The sequence below is a fragment of the Arenibacter sp. F20364 genome, from assembly GCF_023015905.1.
In the GTDB taxonomy this organism is placed as follows: Bacteria; Bacteroidota; Bacteroidia; order Flavobacteriales; family Flavobacteriaceae; genus Arenibacter.
On the sequence record NZ_JALKBD010000029.1, the window covers coordinates 39,236 to 63,709 of the forward strand.

The 24,474-nt window shown below is 39.1% G+C and carries 12 protein-coding genes and 1 tRNA gene; 9 read left to right on the forward strand and 4 right to left on the reverse strand.

The window, feature by feature from the left end:
• Positions 1-425 precede the first annotated feature (425 nt).
• From MWU84_RS19055 to MWU84_RS19070, 4 genes are all read left to right on the forward strand, one after another.
• Positions 426-4,565, forward strand: a complete 4,140-nt coding sequence (locus MWU84_RS19055) for a two-component regulator propeller domain-containing protein (protein WP_246904614.1) — start codon at positions 426-428, stop codon at positions 4,563-4,565.
• A 267-nt stretch (positions 4,566-4,832) separates the two neighbouring features.
• Entirely contained in the window at positions 4,833-5,981 is a 1,149-nt protein-coding gene (locus MWU84_RS19060) for an endo-1,4-beta-xylanase (protein WP_246904615.1), read from the forward strand.
• 28 nt (positions 5,982-6,009) lie between these two features.
• Entirely contained in the window at positions 6,010-7,470 is a 1,461-nt protein-coding gene (locus MWU84_RS19065) for a glycoside-pentoside-hexuronide (GPH):cation symporter (protein ID WP_246904617.1), read from the forward strand.
• A gap of 12 nt (positions 7,471-7,482) precedes the next feature.
• Positions 7,483-8,514, forward strand: coding sequence for a glycoside hydrolase family 43 protein (locus tag MWU84_RS19070; protein ID WP_246904619.1), 1,032 nt, complete (start codon positions 7,483-7,485; stop codon positions 8,512-8,514).
• A gap of 189 nt (positions 8,515-8,703) precedes the next feature.
• On the opposite strand, the gene MWU84_RS19075 is transcribed toward MWU84_RS19070, so the two are convergent.
• The 4 genes from MWU84_RS19075 to MWU84_RS19090 form a co-directional block, all read right to left on the reverse strand.
• On the reverse strand, positions 8,704-12,006 hold the full coding sequence (locus MWU84_RS19075; protein ID WP_246904620.1) for a VCBS repeat-containing protein: 3,303 nt from the start codon (positions 12,004-12,006) through the stop codon (positions 8,704-8,706).
• Between the two features lie 117 nt (positions 12,007-12,123).
• Positions 12,124-13,635: a RagB/SusD family nutrient uptake outer membrane protein gene (locus tag MWU84_RS19080; RefSeq protein ID WP_246904622.1), complete on the reverse strand. Its 1,512-nt coding sequence runs from the start codon at positions 13,633-13,635 to the stop codon at positions 12,124-12,126.
• A 9-nt stretch (positions 13,636-13,644) separates the two neighbouring features.
• Complete coding sequence (locus tag MWU84_RS19085) at positions 13,645-16,656, reverse strand: TonB-dependent receptor (RefSeq protein ID WP_246904625.1); 3,012 nt, start codon at positions 16,654-16,656, stop codon at positions 13,645-13,647.
• A gap of 506 nt (positions 16,657-17,162) precedes the next feature.
• The gene (locus MWU84_RS19090; protein ID WP_246904628.1) at positions 17,163-18,215 is read right to left on the reverse strand and encodes a LacI family DNA-binding transcriptional regulator; all 1,053 of its coding nucleotides are present in this window, start codon (positions 18,213-18,215) and stop codon (positions 17,163-17,165) included.
• A 595-nt stretch (positions 18,216-18,810) separates the two neighbouring features.
• Here MWU84_RS19090 and MWU84_RS19095 point away from each other — a divergent pair.
• From MWU84_RS19095 to MWU84_RS19115, 5 genes are all read left to right on the forward strand, one after another.
• Positions 18,811-20,103: an MFS transporter gene (locus tag MWU84_RS19095; RefSeq protein WP_246904630.1), complete on the forward strand. Its 1,293-nt coding sequence runs from the start codon at positions 18,811-18,813 to the stop codon at positions 20,101-20,103.
• An 89-nt stretch (positions 20,104-20,192) separates the two neighbouring features.
• Entirely contained in the window at positions 20,193-21,119 is a 927-nt protein-coding gene (locus MWU84_RS19100) for a carbohydrate kinase (protein WP_246904633.1), read from the forward strand.
• 42 nt (positions 21,120-21,161) lie between these two features.
• Positions 21,162-22,910, forward strand: a complete 1,749-nt coding sequence (locus MWU84_RS19105) for a glycosidase (RefSeq protein ID WP_246904634.1) — start codon at positions 21,162-21,164, stop codon at positions 22,908-22,910.
• A gap of 66 nt (positions 22,911-22,976) precedes the next feature.
• Complete coding sequence (locus MWU84_RS19110) at positions 22,977-24,140, forward strand: ATP-binding protein (RefSeq protein ID WP_246904636.1); 1,164 nt, start codon at positions 22,977-22,979, stop codon at positions 24,138-24,140.
• A gap of 146 nt (positions 24,141-24,286) precedes the next feature.
• Positions 24,287-24,363: transfer RNA gene (locus tag MWU84_RS19115), tRNA-Arg, on the forward strand.
• Positions 24,364-24,474: the final 111 nt, after the last annotated feature.

Consider the following 24,474-nt stretch of genomic DNA (forward strand, 5'->3'; position numbering starts at 1 on the left):
TGAACAAATTAATTGATACATATAATTTTGGGAACAACTACATTATGTAATGATGTCCAGGAACATTTTTGAAAAACAGGTATGGGGCATATTGCAGGACTTTATTCATTCTATCGGGTTATGAAAACCGTATGTTAAATTATCCAAATCTGGCTAATCAAAACAGCTTATTCCAGTCAAAGGTGTTGGATTCTTAGTGAATTGAATAGCACGTATGTTGCCCATTCTAGTAATTATGGCGCATTTGAATAAGGATGCAATTTTTTCTAATTATATTGATACGCCCTAAGTGGTTTTGTAGCCACAAAGCTAGGTGAGAACTTCTAGTTTTTCTGACTACTTTTATGTTCATCTGGGATAATTCAATGATTTATAAAATTATTGTCTGTTTAATGGACATACTATTGATGTTATTTAATAAAATTATGAAAGTTGCCCTAATTCCAACAATCTATATTGTAAGTGTAATATTATTACTTGGCAAGGCTAGTGCCCAGAGCAATGGGGAGGATTATACGTTTGTTAATATAGAGCAAAACAATACACTTCGCGCGGTTTCAGGAATAGTCCAGGATAGTTTGGGATTGATTTGGATGGGTACCAATGGTGTTGGGTTAAAGAAATACAATGGTATTGAATTCAGCTCTTATAAACAAGATTCCAATCATAAAAATACTTTAAATAGTTCATTGATATATGTCGTTTATGTTGACAAATCCAATAGATTGTGGATCGGCTCTGAGGCAGGATTAAATTTATACGATCGTGATTATGATGAGTTTAAAAATGTTGTTCTATATAAAGATTCTATAGCCCTAGAGAACGTTCCTATTAGGGCTATCCATGAAAGTTCTGACGGTACCATGGTAATAGGTTCGCACTTTAATGGTCTTTTCCAGATAGATCAAAACGAGGTCAAAGGGCATAGTGTTCCCATCCATACTACCAGCCCCATTTCCGAATTGCAAATAAATAGTTTAATTCAAAGTAGTACCGGTAAGATATTAATGGGGACCAATAGAGGCCTTTTTGAATACAATGGTACTATTGCCAATCCTATTTTATCCACTTTTGAAACTAAGGGAGATGAAAAGGATTTCTTGTACAACATAGAGTCAATGCTTCAAGACGATGATGGGTCTATTTGGATAGGTACTTTTTCCAATGGTCTTGTAAAAGTAGAGGTAAGTCCATTTAATTCTTATGAAGTACATAATTATAAGATTACTAATCAGCGGATCCTGTCTTTGACCCAAGCACCAGACGGTAATATATTGTGCGGAACGGAAAACGACGGTCTTTTTGTGTTGAAAAAAAATGGGATTGTCCAGAAGAATTACCGGTATAATAAATTTAACTCCAATAGTATAAAGTCTAATTCCATTTGGTCCTTATATGTAGATACACAAGACCGTATTTGGATAGGATATTACAATAATGGGGTAGGGGTCTATGATCGACTTCATGACAAGTTCAAGGATATAAAGAGTCTTGCCAATTTAAACAATTCCTTGCAGTTACCATCTGTAACCGGAATTATACATGATAAAAATGGCCATATATGGATCGGGATGGATGGAGGTGGCATTGATGTCTACGATCCCAATAAAAAGAATATTGTACATCTGAAAGACCCAAAAAATAGGTTAGTTTCCCAATTGAATGCCGGGGATATAGTGGCCCTTTTTATGGATAGTAAGGATAATCTATGGGTGGGCACCTGGAATTCTGGAATATTTTACCTGCCCAATAATGCTAGGACCTTTGTAAATTACAATACATCCAATACCAATGGTGGGCTAAAATCTAATCGTATAATGAGTTTTTCAGAAGACTCTAAAGGGGTTGTTTGGATAGGTTCCTATGTAGAAGGATTGCATTCTTTTGATCCAAGAAATAAAAGTTTTAGCCATCATAACAATGCAATATTTGATGACCCAAGTCCTGGCCAGGGAGCTATGCGCATAGTTTTGGTAGATAAAAATGATACTATTTGGATGGGAACTACCAGTGGACTTTACAAACTGTCATCTGATTACAACAAGCCCCAAAAAGTCATTTCGCTACGGGAAAGCATGCATAAAGATGTAGAAAATAAACTTGTTGTAGATGTTATAGTTTCCTTATATGAGGATAGTAAGGGATATATATGGATAGGGACCGATGGTGCGGGCCTTTGTAGGTATGATCCACTTGGTGACACTTTTACTTGGTATGGTAATAATAATGGCCTTGGACAGGAAACAATTGCCTCTATTTTAGAAGATGATAATGGAGATATTTGGATGGGAGGTAACAATGGTTTATCCTATATGAATATAGTTGATGGGACGTTCAAGAATTTCGATATGAATGATGGTCTGCTTTCAAACGACTTTAATTTCAATTCTTCTTACAAAGACGAAAACGGTATTTTGTATTTTGGTAATTATGGAGGTATCAATTATATAGATCCTAAAAACATGAAGTATAACAACAATAAACCGTTGGTGTATTTTACTGATTTTAAATTATTTAATAAATCGGTGGTTCCAAATCAAGGGGACTCCCCATTGCAAAAGATAATAGGACAGACCGAAAGCCTCAGTTTAAATCACCGCCAGTCCGTTTTTACCATTGAATATGCAGGTATCAACCTCACTAGGCCAAAAAAAATCAGATATGCCTATTATTTGGAAGGCTTTGAGGATAAATGGAATTTTGTTGGTGAAAATAGGAGTGCTACATATACCAACCTCCCTTCAGGGGATTATATCTTTAAAGTTAAGGCATCTAACAATGATGGCATCTGGAACGAAACCCCAAAAACGCTTAAGCTGAGCATTCTGCCCCCATGGTGGGCTACGAATTTTGCCTTGATATCCTACGTACTTCTTTTTAGTTTGATAACTTATTTTTTGACTCATTTGGCAAAACAAAGGATAAGAGAAAAACGAATTATGCAATTTGAAAGGGATAAGAGAATACAGGAGGAAACTTTGAATGACAGAAAAATACAGTTTTTCACCAATATTTCACACGAATTTAGAACGCCACTGACATTGATAATCAATCCTTTAGAGGATATTATGGATGATCCAGGACTTGTATTGAGCAGAACAGTGAAGGAAAAGTTGCGAATTATCCATAAAAATACAGCTAGACTTAAGCGTTTAATAGACGAGTTGATGGATTTCAGAAAATTGGAAATCAATAAGTTTTCCATTAAGGTTTCTGAAATGGAAGCCATTGCCTTTGTCAAGGAAATTGCCGGCCATTTTGAAGAAGAGGCGGTTCTTAAAAATATAGTTTTTCAGGTAGAATCCGATGATCTTCCCATAACACTATGGAGTGACCCCTCTATGTTGGAAAAGATAATTTTCAATATACTTTCCAATGCTTTCAAGAATACTCCTGATAATGGAGAGATTACCGTAGGGGTTATTAGGTGCAACCATAAGGTAAGCTTTCCGTTATTGTATGGAGAAGAGACCGTACAGGCCCTGGAAATTTATGTACATGACACTGGGAACGGAATAAAAAGGGAAGAAATAGTTAAAGTTTTTGAGCGGTTCTATCAGGTGGAGAATATGAACAGTCAATATTATGGTGGAACCGGCATCGGCCTAGAGGTAGTCAAAAATTTTGTAGATCTATTAAAGGGGAAGATAGAAGTGGAAAGTGAGGAATTCAAAGGAACCAAATTCAGGGTTTATCTCCCCTTGGGGAATGCCCATTTTAAACCTAGCGAATTGTTTTTGCCTCCTAAGAATGATATTGACCACATTGGTCGGCAGGAATTTGAGGAGGAAATAACACATCAAATATTAGGTACCAACTTACAGAAGACCTTGCTGATTGTTGAGGATAATACAGAGTTAAGGGATTACCTTAAAAACGAATTGTGCAGTGATTATATGATTGTTGAAGCTGTTAACGGTGTACAAGGTTTGGATTTGGCTACCAGAAGAATTCCGGACATGATACTGACCGATGTGGTAATGCCAGAGATGGACGGATTTGAATTTTGTAAACATATCAGGGAAGATCTTAAAACCAGTCATATCCCATTATTAATGTTGACTGCCAAAGCGATGACCGACGATTGGGTCAAGGGCATAGATTCTGGTGCCGATGTATATTTGAGCAAGCCTTTTGAAATGAAGGTTTTAAAGGCACAGCTAAAACAAATAATACATAGTAGGCAAGTGCTTTTCAATAAATATTCCAATGATTCCAATAACGTTCAGATTCCTGGTAACTCGACCCATCTGGACAAAAAATTTATCACCAAAGTCTTGGGTTACATTGCAGAGAATATGTCCGATGAGAACCTCAATGTAGAACATTTGGCCGATGAACTTAACTTGAGCAGAAGTCAATTGTACCGAAAGATAAAAGCCCTGACCGGGTATTCGGCAAATGAGTTTTTGCGTAAGATAAGATTGGAAAAGGCAAAGCACATGTTGGTAAACGGTAATGAATCCATAAGTGAAGTATGTTTCAAGGTTGGATTTTCCTCACCTTCTTACTTTACCAAATGTTTTAAGGCCCATTTTGGGGTATTGCCCACCGAGATAAAATAAAGGTAATCTTTCAAGGACGTTTTACCATTTAAATTGATTAGACAATCCATGGTTTATCCAGAAGCGGCTATATGGTAGGATATGTTTGAATATTCAATTTGGGTTTTAGATAATCGGATATTTCCTATATGCCCCAAATGTTCTAAAAATCGCTTCAGATGTAGTATGCAAAGGTTGGGAATATGCCGATTTTTACCTTCTTAAGAATTAATAAGGTATGCAAGGGATTTTGACTAATTAAGAATACCAATCTAAAATACATACAAATTGCAATTATCTACAATGGTCCCCAATATTAAAATAATAGTTGTATTCCTGGTCACATTGGTTGGCATATTTGGATGCGGACATAAGGTTATGAAAAAGGATAATTCGCAATTAATTCAAAGTCGTGGTCTTAAGGATGTTTTTTTTAACGATTTTCTTATGGGAGCTGCAGTTAATGGGCAGTTGATAGATGGAAAAGATTCATTGGCGTTGAAACTGGTGACTTGTGAATATAATTCCATTAGTCCGGAAAATGTAATGAAGTGGATGTATATACATCCGGAGCCTAAATCTTTTAATTTTAAAATAGCCGATCGGTATGTAGATTTAGGTATGAGAAACAAACTTTATACCATAGGACATACCCTAGTTTGGCATAGCCAGGTTCCTGATTATTTAAATAAGGTAAACGATAGCGCCACTATGGCCCGGTATCTTGAAGATCATATAAATACATTGGTGACCAGATACAGGGGTAAAATAGCCGAATGGGATGTGGTAAATGAGGCTTTAAACGAAGATGGTTCCTTAAGACAAAGTATTTTTTTAAGGTTCTTGGGAGAGGATTATATAAAATGGGCTTTTGAATTGGCGGAGAAAGCCGACCCAGGGGCTCAATTGATCTACAACGATTATAATCTTTGGAAACCGGAAAAGAGGCGGGGAGTAGTTAAGTTGGTAAGGCAGTTACAGGATGATGGAATAAAAATAGATGCCATTGGGCTTCAGGGACACTGGAGTTTATACGAACCTTCGCTCGAAGCTATAGAAAAAAGCATTATCACATTTAGTAATCTTGGGCTAAAAGTACATTTTTCTGAATTGGATATTACCGTACTACCCAATCCCTGGGATCTGGTGGGAGCAGAAATTAGTCAGAATTTTGAAGAGAGCCCGTACATGAATCCCTATCCGGATAGTATGCCGGATTCGGTTCAAATTGCATTGGCCAATCGTTATCAAGATATTTTTAAGCTCTTTTTGAAGCATAGGGAAAAGATAGATAGGGTCACTTTCTGGGGTATAAACGATCAAGGTTCCTGGCTCAATAACTGGCCCATTAAGGGTAGGGTGAACTATCCCTTGCTATTCGATAGAAAGTTTAATCCAAAGATGGCATATGACAGTATAGTTGCCCTTAAATTTTGACTTCACCTTACATTATATTATAATATACATGACTAAAATTTCACAGAAATTATCCATAAAGGAAAAAATTGGATATAGCTTGGGGGACTTGGCCGCCAACTTGGTTTTTCAGACCTTAATGACTTATCTTGCCTATTTTTATACCGATATTTATGGTCTTGAGGCCAACCATGCCTCTGCAATTATTTTAACGGTAGGGCTTGTAGCGGCCTTTGGATTTAATCCAATTATGGGGGCATTGGCCGATAGGACAAAATCCAAATGGGGGAAATTTAGGCCATGGATTCTTTGGACTGCCATTCCCTTGGGAATTGTGGCGCTATTGGCTTTTAGCACCCCAGATTTTGAATACAAGGGTAAGGTAATTTACGCAGTGGTAACCTATACGCTTTTACTCCTTCTATATGCGGCCAATAATTTGCCATATTCGGCCTTGAGCGGGGTAATAACAGGGAATATGGCCGAGAGGAATAGCCTGTCGTCCTATCGATTTGTAGCCGTCATGTTTGCCCAGTTTTTCGTACAGGTCTTTATGTTGCCCATAATAGAAACAGCCGGAGGAGGTGATAAGGCGATCGGAATTGAAAAAGTGATGACTTGGTTGGCAATTATTGGGACTGTAATGCTTCTGATCACTTTCTTTACCACCAAAGAACGTATTGTTCCTAAACCAGAGCAATCCTCCAGCTTGGCAGAAGATATTAAGGACTTGTTTAAAAATAGGCCATGGGTCATTATTCTGTCCGTAACCACCTTGGTTTTTATTACCCTTGCCCTGAAGGGAGGTGCTTATGTGTATTATTTTGAAAATTATGTTAGTAAGGAAAAGCTAACCCAGTTTATACAACCCATGTTGGATACCTTGGCTGGGATAGGTATTAACTTTTTTGGTGAAAATCCAGTGTCGGCCGGTTTTGGTCTATTCAATGCAGGGGGTATTATATTTATGATCATAGGTATTACACTATCAAAAAGTTTTGCGGATAAGTATGGTAAAAGGGATGTTTTCAGTGTGGCCTTGTTTATGGCAACCTTCTTTATCTTTATATTTTACTTCTTTTCGGCGGAGTCGGTAGGGCTGATCTTTCTTTCGCAAATACTTCACGGTTTTTTCTATGGTCTTACAATTCCGTTGCTTTGGGCTATGATCGCCGATGTGGCCGATTATTCCGAGTGGAAAAACAACCGCCGTGCCACAGCTATCATTTTTTCGGCTATGATGGTAGGCTTAAAGGGGGGGCTGAGTATTGGTGGTGCATTGGTGACTTGGATTTTAGGCTTATATAATTATATAACCAAAGAGGCAGCTGTGGCAGGGGAGGTAATAGTACAACCAGAAACTGCTGTTCAAGGAACTAAATTACTGGTAAGTATTTTTCCTTCCATTCCATTTTTGATTGCCATAGGACTATTACTGTTGTATGAAATTGATAAGAAAAAGGAGGTTAAAATAGAACTTGACCTTAAGGAACGAAGAAATAACGGATAAAAATTATAGATTATGCCAGAAGAACCCATATCCCATATCGATTTTGATGAATTAAATTCAAAGGCAATTTCCCAGCCCATTGTAAGCCTTTTGTATACAGCTGACCCCTCTGCACATGTGTTTGATGGTAAGATTTATATTTACCCCTCCCATGATATTGATGCTGGAGTCCCATTTAACGATAACGGGGATCATTTTGCCATGGAGGATTACCATGTAATATCCATGGATACCATTCACGGACCGGCCGTGGATCATGGAATTGCCTTACATGTAAATGATGTTCCCTGGGCGAAAAGACAGCTATGGGCTCCTGATGCTGCCCATAAAAAAGGGAAATATTATCTCTTTTTTCCGGCCAAAAAAGCCGACGGTATTTTTCAAATAGGGGTGGCTATTTCTGACCGTCCCGAGGGTCCGTTTATAGCCCAACAACAACCGATTTTAAAAAGTTATAGCATAGATCCGGCAGTGTATGAAGATGAAGACGGAAGCTATTATATGTATTTTGGAGGTATTTGGGGAGGACAGCTTCAAAAGTACAGGAAGAATATCTACAGGGAGGAGTATGAATTGCCACCAGCTAATGAACCCGCCCTCTTGCCTTTGGTAGCAAAAATGACCGATGACCTTTTGCAATTTGCGGAGGACCCCAAGGAAGTTCAAATACTGGATGAATTCGGTAAATTACTATTGGCAGGAGACAACGATAGGCGCTTTTTTGAAGCTTCATGGGTTCATAAGTATGGGGGCAAATACTATTTTTCATATTCTACAGGGGATACACATTTTATTTGCTATGCGGTAGGGGAGAGCCCCTATGGCCCTTTTACTTATTCGGGACGAATTTTAAACCCTGTTGTGGGCTGGACATCACATCATTCCATCTGTGAAGTAGATGGAAAATGGTATCTTTTCTATCATGATTCAAGCCTGTCCAAAGGAGTCACCCACTTGAGATCCGTGAAGGTTACGGAGTTGGTCCATAGGCCGGATGGGACCATAGAAACTATTGATCCCTACAACAATTTATTGCAAATTTAAAATTTCAGTTTTTACTCGATAATCGAGATTAAAATGCTCGGATGCTTACCTGCCTGTTCCATTCAGGCGGGCGTCGAAATGTTATTGGTAGTTTCCTTCTGATACCTAAAGGGCTTGATATGCGGTAGTTTACTCCCATATGGGGATCTGAATATTCCGGCGGGTGTAAAATTATTATCTGTAATGCTTTTAATTAAGTTGAATGAATTGAAGGTAATCATTATTTTTTGCCGCTATAATATAGGATTTATTATTATTTACAGGAAGCATGTCCTTGACATCCCCTGGTACAAAAAATCCACTTTGGTTGGCGGGTACGGATTTGAAACTACCTTTTCCATTTCCCTTAAGGAAAAGTCCATGGCCGGCGTCATTGCGGGGAGTTTCCACTTCGGAGACATGTAGGTTGCCCGCTATTATACAATCCAGATAACCATCTTTGTCATAGTCTTTCACAAGTATTTTGTTGATACTGGAAGTCTGTGCCTCTCGTGGGAGCTGGTGCTGGACCAATTTTCCATTTTTATTTTCCAGATAAATACTGGCAAACGATTTTACCTGATAGTGCAGTGAAGATTCCAGTGCCTTCTCACTATAAACATCCTCTAATGTGGCCTGGGCAAAACTCTCATAGTCCTGGAATTTTTGTTTAATTCCTGGTATTTGTTGAGAGGAACATTCTCTTCCCCTTAGTGGATATTGCTTCCCGTCATTATAATAACTAAGCACAATATCAGCGGCATTATCCTTGTCAAAGTCATTGGCATAAATATCGAATGTTTCCTCCTTTGTTGCTTTGTACTTGTAGTTTAGACCATTATTTCCAACTACGTAATCCATGTCGCCATCACCGTCAAAATCTCCTTGTTCTATGCTCCACCACCATCCGGTAGAGTCTTTGGTAAGGCCCATTTCCTCCGAAACCTCTTTGAACCCGGTCGTAGTATTTTTAAAAACCCTTATGGGCATCCATTCACCAACAACAATAATATCCAACCGATTATCATTGTCTATATCGGAAATTACCGCACTTGTGGCCATTCCTAAGTTCTCAAACTCTGGTGCATGCATTTCTGAAGAAATGTCAAATTTAACGTTTTTCGAGGTGCTTAGATTTTGTAAAATATAACTACTGGCAGGTGCAGGATAATTACCAGGGATCTGTCTGCCCAAGACCAATAAATCTTCTCTGCCATCATTATTAAAATCTGCATGATACACCTTTGAACCACTATTCTTTATTGGTGGCAAGGCGCTTTCATGGGCTTTTGAGAATTTCCCCACTCCGTCATTTAAGTATAACCTGTCTTGTAGGGCTTCGGAATTAGGGGAGAATTCATACCCCCCACTTACCACATAAAGATCATTGTCCCCATCCCCGTCGGCGTCGAATAGTATGGCACCTGAATCCTCGCTTAATTTGTCTTCTTCTAAAAAATTGGAGGACACCTTTTTAAAGATATTCGATTCTTGGATAAAAACACTTCCGGTATATCCGGCTGATCCCCCTACAAAATAATCATCCATCCCATCGTTGTTCATATCACCAACGGCTATGGCCGGTCCAAAGGCAGACATTTTGTGAGGCAAGAGTACCTGCATTGCAAAATCGTCATAGCTGTTTTCTTGATGGAGGTATTTAGGGAAGACCGCGCTACTATCCGTAGAAAATAGTGGTTTATTTGCTAGGGCAGGAATATTACGGCTAAGGGCTTTCGAATGGTCAAAGGTAAGGGTCTGGTTAGGGTCAATATTCTTAAGCTCTTCAATTTTTCCATCTGTCCAGACCACTTTTAAATGGTCAATTTTTTTGGATTTTCCCAAACCGAAATGCAATTCTGGGGCCACGGAGGATTGAAACCCCCTGGTTAAGGTGAGCTCTTGCATCTGTGTTTGCCCGGAAGTTGTTAGATACACTCTGTTGCCAAGACCAAATTTATTGCCGGGTAGCCCGTTAAATTTAATTTTTAGATGCCCATTCAATTCCGAGCTTTTATTCTCAAAAACCGAAGCATAGTCATCAATATTATTGGTAATGATTTCAAGATCCCCGTCATTGTCAAGATCTGCGTATACCACCCCATTGGAAAAACCTTTGTATTCAATCCCCCAGCTTTTGTTTGCTTTCTGAAACTCCAGGTTACCTTTGTTTCTGAATATAAAGTTGTCTATTTTTTCGGAAGGGATGGCCTGACTTAATTGCAAAAGGCTGTCTGAACTTAATTTTATGCCCTTTAACTTATTAAAATAGTCATTGTTGTTGATTTCCCTTCTTGTGCCGTTGGATACAAAGAGATCCTTTAGACCATCGTTATCAAAATCGGCGAATAAAGGTCCCCAACTCCAATCGGTGGAGGAGGTTCCGGTAAGTCTCGAAATATTGGAAAAGTGTGGTACCCCGTCTTTATATACTCCAGAATTCAACTGCATACAGTTGTGCATATATTGGTATCCAAATCCGGAATTGACAACGTCCCAAAACAATGCTATGTTCATACTGGCCATATTGGTTTTTTTACGCCTATTGTCCTTGGCATCCATATCTACCTGAAAGATATCCAAGTTTCCATCGTTGTTAAAATCGGCAATATCGGCTCCCATACCGTAAAAGGATGTATGTTTGGTTGCCTTTTTTACCACTTCCTTAAAAGTGCCGTCCTGATTGTTGATAAACATATAGTCTGGAGATCTAAAGTCGTTGGAAACATAGATGTCCGGCCAAGTATCATTATTGAGATCCCCAACGGTAGCACTCAGGGTTAGCCCAAAGTTTCTAAGTCCAGATTCATTGGTAACATTGGTAAATTTATTCCCGTCGTTCCGGTAGAGATAATCCATATCGGTATCGGAAACGTTTTTCATGTTGTACAGGTAGACAAATGAAGGTGAATCAAATTTAGTAGGAGGATAATTGGCAACGTATAGATCCAGATCCCCATCTTTGTCATAATCAAAAAATGTGGCCTGAACGCTATTTCCCAAATTGTCCACTCCATATTTTTTAGCCATCTCCTCAAAAGTACCGTCGCCTTTATTTACGAACAATTGATTATTTTTTTTGCCAAATTTGCCTCCCACTGAGCAATAAATGTCCAATAATCCGTCTCCATTTATATCGGCCATGGTCACCCCGGTATACCAACGGTCATCTCCGCTGACACCTGCATTTTCGGTAATATCCTCAAATTCTAGGTTGCCTTTGTTCAGGTACAGTTTGTTGGGGACTTGATTTCCCGTAAAATAGATATCCAATAGGCCATCATTGTTAATGTCGCCTGTTGCAATACCGCCGCCCATATATAGATAGGAATAAGTAAAATAGTTTAAGGAATCATTTTCTGTAAGGATGTTCCTGAATGTTATACCAGTTTTGGGATGATCCAAGGATCTAAATATTTTGCCTTCGTTCAATTCCTTGTTTTTGGAACAATTGATCAATAGTATCAAACCAATTGAAGCAAGAATGATTTTCCCAATCTCTGTAATTTTCATGGCTTTTAAAATTTAATTCGTGGTAACCATTTAAGGCAATTATACCTTATAAAAAACAGCGTACCTGAGCACGCTGTTTTTAAACAAACTAATTAACCAACTAAAATATCATAATTTTTAATATCCAGGATTTTGATCCTCAGAATTTATATTTTCATTGGAAGTAATTTCGGAAAGGGGTATTGGAAATAGTTCGCTCTTTCCGGCTTGAAAGCCGGTTCCTTCCAAAAATTCGGCCGCAATTCCCCAACGGATCAAATCGTTGAACCTAATTTGTTCCCCGGCCAGCTCCACTTTACGCTCATGTACAATGGCATCAAATACCTCTGATTTTGATAGGGAGGTAGGTAACTGTGGCATCATAACACTAGGTCTTGACCTAACTTCATTAATGTAACCTACGGCATTTGCCTGTGTCCCTACCTCATTTTCACATTCGGCCATCATGAGAAGTACATCCGCATATCTCATCACTTTGAAATTAATTCCCGAATTGGTCTCTTCATGTGCCCGTTGGTAATAGTTTTGATATTTTTTCCATCCTGCACGTCTATTTTGCGCAATGTAGACTTCCCCGTCTGGGACGGGATCCGGAGGAGTTCCGGTACGTACTGTTCCTCCTGGAAAAGTGTCCCCTTCAGAATAGAAGCAGTCCTTAAAGCGTGGGTCCCCTAACTCATATTCGTCTAGAAGATCATTTGATGGAAAAACGTTGAACCAATCGTTGAAACCGTATTCCTGGCCTCTAAAGGTAATCTCGTTCAATCGGTCTCCAGAACTGCCATCTCCCCATCCGGAGCCACCAATTGAAGTGTCATAGGCTACTTCAAAAATAGATTCCGGACCGTATTCTGTTTGTTCCTTAAAATTATCGAAATAGTTTTCTTCCAATTGGTATTTACCATAGACTTTTTCAAAACTGTCAAGGGCAAGCCTATGTTCCCCTCTAAATAGATGTACTTTGTCTAAAAAAGCCAAAGCGGTCTCTTTGGTAGCCCTTCCCAATGTTGTTTCCTCTCCCTTGGCTAGAAGGGTATTGGATGCATCGGTCAAGTCGTTGATGATTTGTTGGTACACCTCTTCTTTTGGGCTTCTTGGGTAGCCTACAATATCGTCCGGAATGGTTGTTATAAGTGGCACATCGCCAAATCTGGTTACCAAAAAGAAGTAATAAAGTGCCCGTAAAAATTTGGCCTCCCCAATATATTTGTTTTTAAGCGCCTGTGACAATTTGTTTTCGGGTATCGCATTGATCTTTTCTTCGTTACCTATAACGAAATTGGCCTTATTGATACCTTTATAACAGCTGTTCCAATATAGTCCAATGGCCCCATGGGCAGAATTGAAGGAAAATTGTAAGTATTCCCTTTTATCTGCTTCCAATTGGGAGTTGCCCCCGTTTTCATGGGACATATTGTCCATCATAAAGAACATATGACGGGTATATAGGCCTTGTGTTTGTAGGTTGGCATACACAGCAGTAACGGAGGATTCTACCTGTCCTGCGTCCGAGAAAAAAGTTTCTGGTGCTATGTTGTTTTCATTGATAAGTTCAAGGCCACTATTGTCGCACGACAGGGTGAACAATAGGCCAATTACAGTGGCGGTAAAATATTTATATTTTCTCATGTTTTTATTTTAAAATGAAACTTGTATGCCTAGAAGTAAGGATTTGGGTTGAGGATAGTTACCTCTATCAATACCGACTTCAAAATTTGAGTTATTATTGGGTTTACCTATTTCGGGATCTAATCCAGAATAATCTGTAAGTGTAATAAGGTTCTGTCCACTTATATACATCCTCAATTTGTTTATATGCTTGTTAAGCGCATCACCTTTAATGCTATACCCCAAAGAAATATTTTTTAATCGGGAATAGGAACCATCCTCTATAAATCGGTCAGAGGCTGAAACGTTCTGGGTAGAACCAAAGGCCCTTGGTACTGTATTGGAAGTGCCTGGTCCTGTCCAACGGTTTAGGACCGCGGTGCCCGCGTTGAACAATCGGGGCATTCCTTCCAGGTCATATATGTTGGTGTTGTAAATGCTATTGCCCGAAACCCCGCTAATAAAGGCATTAAAATCCCATCTCTTATAGCCTGCCGACAAGTTAAGGCCATAGGTTAGATCAGGGAATGCGCTTCCCAATATGGTACGGTCCTGATCATTTATGTTCCCATCATTATTTAAATCCTTAAAACTGATATCCCCAGGTTGTACGGCAGTCTGTGATGGGTTGGCTGTAAAAACGGCATTTACCTCATTTTGGTCCTGATAGACACCATCGGTTACTTTTCCATAAAAATGAAACAAGGTTTCCCCTACCGCCAATCTGGTAAGATTCTCATTTTCAAATCCACCTCCTACTAGTTGATCAAGGCCACCCAAGGAAAGAGCCTCATTTTTGCTGGTACCCAGATTTAAATTGGCTGACCATGTAAAATCGCCTTCATAGTCGTTGTAGCCCAAGGAGATTTCAAAGCCCTTGGTCTGTACGGAACCTACATTTGACCATTTGTAGTTCTTGAGAAAGCCGAACGAATCTGCAAGATTTAACTGCATTAAAAGGTCGTTACTGGTGTTGTCATAATATTCCAGGGCCAGGGTTACCTTGTCGTTCATTAGGCCAAGATCCAGCCCTATATTAACCATGGTGGTCTCCTCCCATTTTAGATCAGGGTTTGAAACTCCTTCGGCTGTAACACCAACATAATTGGTGCCTCCAAAAGGGTAATTAAAATTGGGCGATAGGGATGTCGTATAGGTGTAATCCTCAGATTTGTCATTGCCTACTATTCCCCAACTTCCCCTAAGCTTAAAGGTGCTAAATGAGGAATCTTCCAAAAAGGCTTCCTTTGCAAGGTTCCAGCCTGCAGCCAGGGATGGAAACCACCCCCATCTGTTATTGGCTCCGAATCGCGAAGAAGCATCCCTTCTTAATGAGGCAGCAAAAATATAGCGTTGATCAAAATTATAGTTCAACCTTCCCAAATAGCTTACTCTGGCATATTTAGTAGTGGCGGAAGAAATATTGGCATCCTGATTGGAAAGTTCCTTGATGGTATTGCTCAGGTAATTTCTACTGTTATTATTGATATAGGAATTTTTGGCATCTTGCCGTTCATATAGTAATAGCAGCTCAAAATTATGAAGATCATTAAAAGATTTGGTATAATTAAGACTGTTGGTGAAAATAATATCCTTATTAATTCCTGTATTCTTAACAATATTGGCATAGACTTGTGTCCCTGTTCCTGTATTTTGACTATCCTGGTTATAGGCCGGTGTAAATTGTTCATTTAGATAATTATCGTAAATGAGACCCAATTGTGATTTGAAATTAAGACCGTCCAAAATTTCGTACTCCCCATAAATGCTTCCATTTATTATTACGTTCTTGTTGGAGAAATCCCTTAATTTTTGAATCCGCACAGGGTTTTCGGCATCCTGCCCATCGTTTGGGCTACTTGGACCTTGGAACCCACCTAAATTGGCACTATTGTAAACAGGTAAATAGGGAGCCATTTTGATGGCATGCTCTATTAAAGATCTACCGGAGTTTAGCCCACCTTCAGGATTCTGGTCATTAAATGAAAGTGCGAGTGTTTCTCCCAAACGCAATTTACCTTTGGTAAAATTACTATTGGCCCTAAAGGCATATCTTTTAAATCCGGTTCCAATTACCGCACCTTCCTGGTCTTGGTAATTTGATGAGAATCTGTAGTTGCTATTTTCTCCTCCGCCGGAAATTCCCAAATCGAAATTTTGGATTAGACCAGAAGTAAAAAGCTCATCCTGCCAATCGGTATTTAAGCCAGATTTACTAGCGGGCGTATTGGGTGTAAATCCAAAGGCATCAGTGGCATATTTTAGATACTGTTCAGTGTTTAGAAGGTCATATCTGTTGGTTACGTACTGAACACCCGTATAGGAATCAAAATCAACACTAACTAGGCCGTTACGACTGCCTTTTTTCGTGGTTACCATAATAACTCCATTGGCGCCCAAGGAACCATAAATGGCAGTAGTTGAAGCATCCTTTAAAATGTTGATGTTATCTATATCTCCCGGGTTTAATCCTGAAAGTCCAGAATTGGAAATAACTCCATCTATAACATATAAGGGGGAGCTATTGTTCATGGTCCCCAAACCACGGATGCGCACTTCAGGTGCAGTACCTGGAGATCCATTGCTTATTACTGTAATACCAGCTGCTCTTCCTTGCAGGGCAGATTCGGCATTGGTTACAGGTATGGCAGTAATGTCTTCGGACTTTATGGTAGAAATGGCTCCGGTTACTTCGGATCTACTCTGGGTACCATAACCCACGACCACAACTTCTTCCAAGGCTTCAAGGTCTTGAACTAGGCTTACATTGATGGATGTTCTGCCATTTAGGGGAATTGTCATTTTTTCATATCCTAAATAAGTGATGACTAAACTGGCATTGGAAGGAACTTCGGGTAAGGTAAATTTTCCATCAAAATCGGTAGTGGTACCGATCGTGGTACCCGAAATCACGATTGTGGCCCCTGGTAATGGAATACCCGTGTCATCAGAAACAACACCGCTGACCGTAGAGGTTTGGGAATAGGCGAAATGCCCGATAAATACAACAATCGCAATTATTGCGTGTTTAAATTTAATCATAGTTTACAGTTTAAGTTAGTTGATTTACAATATTGCACCTTCAAATAAATGATGATGTATTAGGACAAATATATACTCAAGGCTATGATGGAGAATATCAGAAATGAAGCAAATAATGAGAATTATGTTGCACAGGGCTTATATAAATGTGAATACGGAAATTATTGTACAATAAAATTATAAATGTGGTATATGTTCAATTCAGGGGTTATATTGCCGCTAAAGTGAGATTAACAGTGGAAGTGGATGGAATATAGGGATTACATGGCGTATTGGAGGGTTGGTAGGCCAAAGTATATTTTGGGTTATTGCCAAGTACCCTTTTGAAGTTATTGCCAAAAGCAGGTAGAAATTTTCACACAATTAATTGCAGAGTTTTGCTTAAAAGATCAACTTTTTTCCTGCTGTCAAATTCTAATCAACCTTAGCGTGGATTTAATTAGTACCTAGAAATATGATTAACCGTTTGAAACTAAGGGAATGGGAAAGTTTTTTAAAACTTGAATCTAAATTTGTTCCATTTGAGGTAAGGCCTCTTTGGTAGACTTTCGTTTAACGAGGGCAGTGTCCAAGACAATTTTCTCAAATACAACAGGTTGCTTGTTTTTTATTTGCTTTATTTCTTTGTAAAGGCATTTAAAGGCGGTCTTTCCCATTAGATAGCCAGGCTGGTCAATAGTGGTTAGGGAAGGAGAGATGACTGAAGACATAAACCAATTACTGAAACCGACCACGGAAATATCATCAGGGACTTTAACCCCTTGCTCGTTAAATTCGGTAATGGCTCCAATAGCCACCATATCGGTATTTATAAAGATACCGTCAACGTCGTTGTGATCTTTTAATAACTGGCGTGCATTCATTTTTCCTTCCTCAAAGCTCTTATCCCCACATTCACATATGTATACCAAAGAGGGGTCGTAGGGCATGTTGTTGTCCAACAGGGCTTTTTTGTAACCAAGAAAGCGGTCTATGGAGTTTTGGGGCAAAAGCGCCCCTCTAAAATGGGCAATTCGTCTACAACCTGTATCTATTAAATGTTGTGTTGCTATATAGGCAGCTTTTCTGTCATCGATGATCACCTTGGAGCATTTGATAATTTTGGCAATCTTATCGAACATTACCAAAGGTTTTTTCTGGTCCATGAAGTCGGTCAAGTGGTTATACTCCGCCGTTCCGTTGGCCAAGGAGATTAGAATTCCGTCCACGCCTTGGCTCAATAGCAGCTGAATCTGTTTCTTTTCCATTTCATAAGATTCATTGGACTGGAGAATGATGACCAGATATCCCTTTTTTTCTGCCTGGGCAACTATTCCCTTGATAACGCTGGAAAAAAAATGGTGAACAATTTCGGGAATTATGAGCCCAATGGTCTTGGATTCCCTATTCCTTAGGTTTACCGCGAAAGCGTTGGGTCTGTAGTTCAAGGTTTTTGCCATTTCTTTCACCAATGCCTTTGTTTTTTTGCTAATGTCCGGATAGTCCTTTAAGGCTTTCGACACTGTGGTTACAGAAATATTTAATCGATCCGCGATTTCTTGTAAGGTTACGGGTTTCATTAAAGCTTTAGTTTTAGAAAATAAATATAATGAAAAAATAGAATTCTAAAACGTTTTCGTTTATTTCGAAAACGTTTTCGTAAATGAATTTGATATTTTAAGGCATTATTAAATATAAATTACACAAAGTTTCTTCCATGACATGTGAAAAAAGGAACCTCTGGGAGTTATTTAATGGTTTATTATCAAATAAAGATTGAATTTCCATTAAGTGATAATTCTGGCAGATTATGAAAATGAACATTATAGGACAGGTTTAAGATTAGGAAACCCTGTAACGAGATATAAATTTTTTGGTTGGTTGATTGTTTTTTCGAGTAAAATGTAAATAGAGTCGATGTCTAGGTGACTTAGGTCGGCTCTTTTACTTTTTACGCATTATTCCTTATGAAATGCATAGCTTTAATAGATTATTTTAATACAACACCAGATAGATTTGGCCAATAATTTTGGCCAGTATTGATGGTTGATGTAACGGAAGGATTACCATAAAAGGGTTAAAACCTGTTGACAGATTGAGAAAAATAATTTTAAAAACTCCCTTAAGAGACCTATGTTAAACAAACCTAAATTAAGCTTCTGGCAAATTTGGAATATGAATTTCGGATTTCTAGGTATACAATTCGGATTCGGGTTGCAACAGGCCAATATGAGTCCAATTTACAGATATTTAGGAGCAGACGAGGCCCAGATACCTTGGTTGTGGCTTGCCGGACCCTTAACCGGTTTGTTGGTGCAACCCATAATTGGAGCCATGAGCGATAAAACGTGGACCAAATTGGGACGTCGTCGACCCTATTTCTTGGTAGGGGCCATTTTTGCGAGTATTGCCCTAATATTTATGCCCTATTCCTCTACACTTTGGATGGCCGCCGGATTATTATGGATCCTGGATGCATCCATGAATATTGCCATGGAACCCTTTAGGGCTTTTATTGCGGATAAATTACCACATGAACAACGCACCTTGGGGTTTTCGGTCCAGAGTTTTTTTGTTGGTTTGGGACAGTTTTCGGCCAACATAATGCCGTGGCTGTTGGGTTTTTTAGGAATAATAACCCTAGGGGCTTATGGCCAAATTGAAGAGTTGGAAACCTCCAATGGTATTCCCGATTTTATAAAATATTCTTTCGTACTGGGAGCCATGGTCATGTTAGGTTCCGTATTGTGGACGATTTTCACCACTGACGAGTATCCTCCGGATGATATTGAAAAACTAAAAAAGGAAAAAGGAAGTATAGCTAAAGTTTTTACTGAAATAAAGGAGGCATTTCAGGATATGCCCAAAATAATGAAGCAGCTTTGGTGGGTCATGTTCTTTGTGTGGTACGGTTTGCCGCTAATGTGGCAATATCTTTCCTTGGCCATTTCACGCCACGTATTTGGTGCCGCATCACCGGAGCACCCGGATTTTGAAAAGGGGGCATTTTACGGGGGTATAAGTCTAGCTATCTTTAGTGTGGCATGTTTTACAATTTCCTTTGCCATTCCATGGATAGGAAAAAAATTGGGACATAGGTTAACGCATGCCGTTTTCCTGATTATAGGAGCCATAGGTTTTTTGACCATGCAAATTGCCACCACAACCGGCATGTTTTACATATGTATGTTTTTGGTAGGTGTGGCCTGGGCGTCTATAATGGCGGTTCCCTATGTAATACTTTCGTATTCGGTACCCAAGGAGCGTATGGGGGTATATATGGGGATATTCAACATGTTTATAGTGGTTCCGCAATTTATAAGTATGGCTACAGTGCCGTTTTTTTATGATGCTTTGTTTCTGGGAGATCCAAGGAACGCCTTAGCTTTTGTTGGTGTGTGTTTTATACTGGGGGCTATTTCCTGCTTCTTTATATCCAAGGATTATGCCAAGGTACAGGTTAATTAATTATGAGGTAAGTCCTTGAACCGCGGCTGATTTAAGGTAAGGGCATTTAAGATCTAGTTGATTACAAGAAAAATAAATTGAAAGATAATATGAGAAACATAGATATTCTATGTATTGGGGAAGTACTTGTAGATTTTATTGGGCATCAGACAGGGGTGAATATCAACGAAACTAGGGATTATCATAGATATTTAGGAGGTTCTCCAACCAATGTAGCCATGAATTCTGCCAGATTGGGATTGAAATCGGTTTTAGTGGCTGCTGTAGGGAATGATGCCTTTGGAGAGTATGTTTTTAAGAGACTGGCCGAAGTAGGGGTTGAAACCAAATATATCAGGACTATAGAGGGCATGCCTACCAGTGTTATTTTTGTTTCAAGGACAGAGAGTACACCAGATTTTATTCCTTTTCGCCAGGCAGATTATCGTATTGTTGAAAATCAGATTAACAAGGATGTCCTTCAAGAAACCAAAATATTTCATACTACTTGTTTTGCCCTAAGTAAGGACCCTGCACAGACTACCATTTTGAAAAAGGCGGAGGAAGCCCGCAAATTGGGCTGTACATTGAGTATAGACGTAAATTACGCCAAAAAATTGTGGGAAAGTCAGGTTGCAGCACTAAAAGTGATTAAGGCCTACTGTAAGTTCAATCCTTTGGTAAAGATCAGTGAGGATGATATGCTCAGGCTTTTTGAGCAAGAATTGTCCCATCAGGAAATATTTGATTTCTTCCATGAAGAAGGGGTGGAAACAGTATGCTTAACCTTGGGCAGCCGCGGGGTTAAACTGTCACAAAAAGGAAAAGAAGTTATCCAATTGCCCGCCATAAAGGTGGATAATGTTATGGATGCCACCGGTGCAGGCGACGCATTTTGGTCGGGGTTTTTGTTTGCCTATATCAAGGAAAAACCTATTGGGAAATGCTTGGAAGTGGCCCTGCAACTCGCCGCCTTAAAATTGCAGAACGTAGGTAGATTGCCGGACAACATCAATATATTATCCAAGCTATTATAATTCAAGAACAAAAAATAAGTTTTGTAAACCTTACAATAGTAAATGTCAAAAGAGAACAAAGGAAATAACAAAAACATATTGAATGGAGTCATGCTAAATGCCTATCCAGATAGTATCGGAGCCCATTTGAACGACATGCTTACTATGTTGGAAATGCCCGAGTTTAAAGATGTATTTTCCTTGTTTTATATCTTGCCTACTTTTTTTAATAGTGATCTGGATCGAGGGTTTTCTATTATAGATTACGACCTTAATAAGGATTTGGTTACTGAGGCGGATCTTAAGGCATTGGGAAGACTAAATATAAAGTTGAAATTTGATATCGTTCTGAACCATTTATCGGTGGCCTCACCACAGTTCCAAGACTTATTGAAGCACGGTGAAGATTCAAAATTCAAAGACTTTTTTATTGACTGGAACGAGTTTTGGAAAGGCAAGGGTGAGATGGGGGAAGATGGAGTAATCATCCCTAGAGAGGAATTTCTTGACCAACTTTTTATGAGGAAATCCGGATTGCCTATTTTAAAAGTGATTTTTCCGGACGGTACGGAAAAGCCCTATTGGAATACCTTCTATCAGCATATTGGATACAATAGAATTACTTCGAACGATTTAATCGGAATAAGAGGATTATCCCATGTGCAGGCAGCAGCCATGTCCGACCAAGTAAATGAAGCTATTGAGCAAAAGCAAGATATTAATGCCTTGAATTTTGGGGACGGCAACCAATTCAAGAGTGAAATCCTGCAAATCGTAAATCGCAATCGTTCCTATTTGGGACAAATGGATGTCAATGCAAAATCTCCCTTGGTTTGGGATTTTTACGAGGAAACCTTGGTAAAGTTAAAAAGCTTTGGTTGTAGTATTTTAAGGTTGGATGCCTTTGCCTACCTGCACAAGGAAATTGGTAAGTCCAATTTTTTCAATAAACCAGGTACTTGGGAGTATTTGGAGCGTATAAAGCAAATGGCCCATAAGAACGACTTGGTGTTATTGCCAGAGATTCACGCAGAATACGGACTTCATTTGCATGACGAGGTGGCCGAGCAAGGGTATTATATCTACGATTTTTTCCTTCCCGGACTCACCATTCACGCCTTGGAAAACAATACCAACAGCGCTTTGTTGAAATGGGTCAGGGAGATTATCGAAAAAGAGTATAAAACGGTAAATATGTTGGGCTGCCATGACGGCATACCGGTTTTGGACCTAAAGGGGAAAGAAGTGGATGGTGTCTATAATGAGGGCTTGCTGAAGGATATTGAGATTGAGGTTATCATGAACAAAATTATGGAAAGGGGAGGCAGGGTTAAAAACCTCTATGGTGCCTCTGGGAAAAAGATTTCCTATTATCAGGTAAATGCTACCTTTTTTAGTGCCTTGGGGCAAGATGAACAGAAACTTTTATTAGCGAGAGCCATTCAGCTATTTATGCCGGGCATCCCTCAAGTGTGGTATTTGGATATTTTTGCCGGAAAAAACGATTATGAAGCCGCGGATAAAGGGGGTAGTGGAGGCCATAAGGAAATTAATAGAACAACTTTGACTTTGGAGGATGTTGAAAACGGACTAAGAAAAGAGGTTGTTTTTGGTCAACTGACCATGATCAGGTTGAGAAATACTTTAAAGGCCTTTAATGGTACCTTACAAATCAAGGAAACCCCAGAAAGTGAGTTGGACATAGAGTGGACCAATGGGAAGGAGTCCGCACAATTATGGGCCAATCTTAAAACCCATATCTTTACCATAAATTATACACAAGATGGCATTGTTAAAAGCTTGGCATTTTGAAACTTCCAATACTAAAATTAGAATACCCTGAAAAAACCTGAATCCCTCGAAAACGAAAAAGAAAGATTGAAGGAATTGAATTCCTATTCTATTCTAGATACCTTACCGGAATCCGATTATGACAATCTAACCACTATCGCAGCGGAAATATGTGGCACTCCTATATCCCTTATTAGCCTTATAGACGATAAACGGCAATGGTTCAAGTCCCATCATGGTGTGGATGCAAGTGAGACACCTAAGGAGTATGCTTTTTGTGGGCATGCCATTAATACGCCTAATGATGTATTTATAGTCCAAGATGCAAGAAAGGACGAACGCTTTCATGATAATCCCTTGGTTATAGGTGATCCTCATGTTATCTTCTATGCAGGTGTTCCTTTGGTAGGTAAGGCAGGACTCCCTTTGGGAACCTTGTGTGTTATAGACCATAAGCCCAATTTGCTCAGTCAAAGTCAGATAAGATCCTTATCGGCCCTTTCCAAGCAGGTCATGAATTTGCTGGAACTCAGAAAGAATGAATTGCTGTTGGAGCAGGCGATAAGGAAACTGGAAGAAAGGAATGAGGGCTTGGAAAGATTTGCCCTTGTTGCTGCGCATGATCTTAAAACGCCCTTGATTAATATTTCCAGTTTGGCACAGCTTTTCCGGAACCAATATAAGGGAGTGCTGGATGATGAAGGACTGGAAATGTTGGAATTGATAGTTGTTTCTTCCGACAATCTTATAGATCTCATTGAAGGTCTACTTCACTATAGTAGGGCTGTGAGTATATTGAGGGAGGAAAAATCAAATATTTCCTTGAAAACTTTAATAAAGGATATAACGGGACTTTTCAATTATGACCACAATTTAAATCTGGTCTTAAAATCAGATTTGACCCATATAATGGTCAATAAAACGGGCATCAATCAGATTCTTATCAATTTGGTTACCAATGCCATTAAATATAATGACAAGGAGGTGGTGGAAATTGAACTAGGGATAGAGGAAACGGACACCCATTACCTTTGTTACCTTAAGGATAACGGACCGGGTATAGCTAAAGAGTATCAGGAAAAGATATTTAAGATTTTTGAAAAAATAGCTGCAACGGATAAGTTTGGTAAGCGTGGAAATGGAATAGGATTGGCAACAGTAAAGAAAATTGTGGAAACCTCTGGAGGGTCTATAACGGTAGAGTCGGACTTGGGAAAAGGGACAAAATTTATTTTTACATTGGAAAAATAAATTACCACATGGCTTTTGCCGTTGAAACGAGTGAAATTTAAGCAACATATATGTTCAAATATTTTTTATGAATTAAGTTGCGCAGTAATTAATGATAATTGTATATTTGCAGCCGCTAAAGACAGAACTTGTCATATATAGTGAATGGTGGCATAGCTCAGCTGGATAGAGCACCTGCCTTCTAAGCAGGCGGTCGAAGGTTCGAATCCTTCTGCCATCACCAATAATTATAGGGCCTACAAGAAATTGGGGGCCTTTTTGGTTTTACAAAAGGCTCAGAAAAGGCTCACTTTTTTTAAAACTGATAGAGCATTTCGGCATGGATACATAGCTG

Coding starts and splice junctions, on each gene's coding strand:
- MWU84_RS19055 (WP_246904614.1), top strand. CDS start 426: ATGAAAGTTGCCCTAATTCCAACAATCTATATTGTAAGTGTAATATTA.
- MWU84_RS19065 (WP_246904617.1), top strand. CDS start 6,010: ATGACTAAAATTTCACAGAAATTATCCATAAAGGAAAAAATTGGATAT.
- MWU84_RS19070 (WP_246904619.1), top strand. CDS start 7,483: ATGCCAGAAGAACCCATATCCCATATCGATTTTGATGAATTAAATTCA.
- MWU84_RS19075 (WP_246904620.1), bottom strand. CDS start 12,006: ATGAAAATTACAGAGATTGGGAAAATCATTCTTGCTTCAATTGGTTTG.
- MWU84_RS19080 (WP_246904622.1), bottom strand. CDS start 13,635: ATGAGAAAATATAAATATTTTACCGCCACTGTAATTGGCCTATTGTTC.
- MWU84_RS19085 (WP_246904625.1), bottom strand. CDS start 16,656: ATGATTAAATTTAAACACGCAATAATTGCGATTGTTGTATTTATCGGG.
- MWU84_RS19090 (WP_246904628.1), bottom strand. CDS start 18,215: ATGAAACCCGTAACCTTACAAGAAATCGCGGATCGATTAAATATTTCT.
- MWU84_RS19095 (WP_246904630.1), top strand. CDS start 18,811: ATGAATTTCGGATTTCTAGGTATACAATTCGGATTCGGGTTGCAACAG.
- MWU84_RS19100 (WP_246904633.1), top strand. CDS start 20,193: ATGAGAAACATAGATATTCTATGTATTGGGGAAGTACTTGTAGATTTT.
- MWU84_RS19105 (WP_246904634.1), top strand. CDS start 21,162: ATGTCAAAAGAGAACAAAGGAAATAACAAAAACATATTGAATGGAGTC.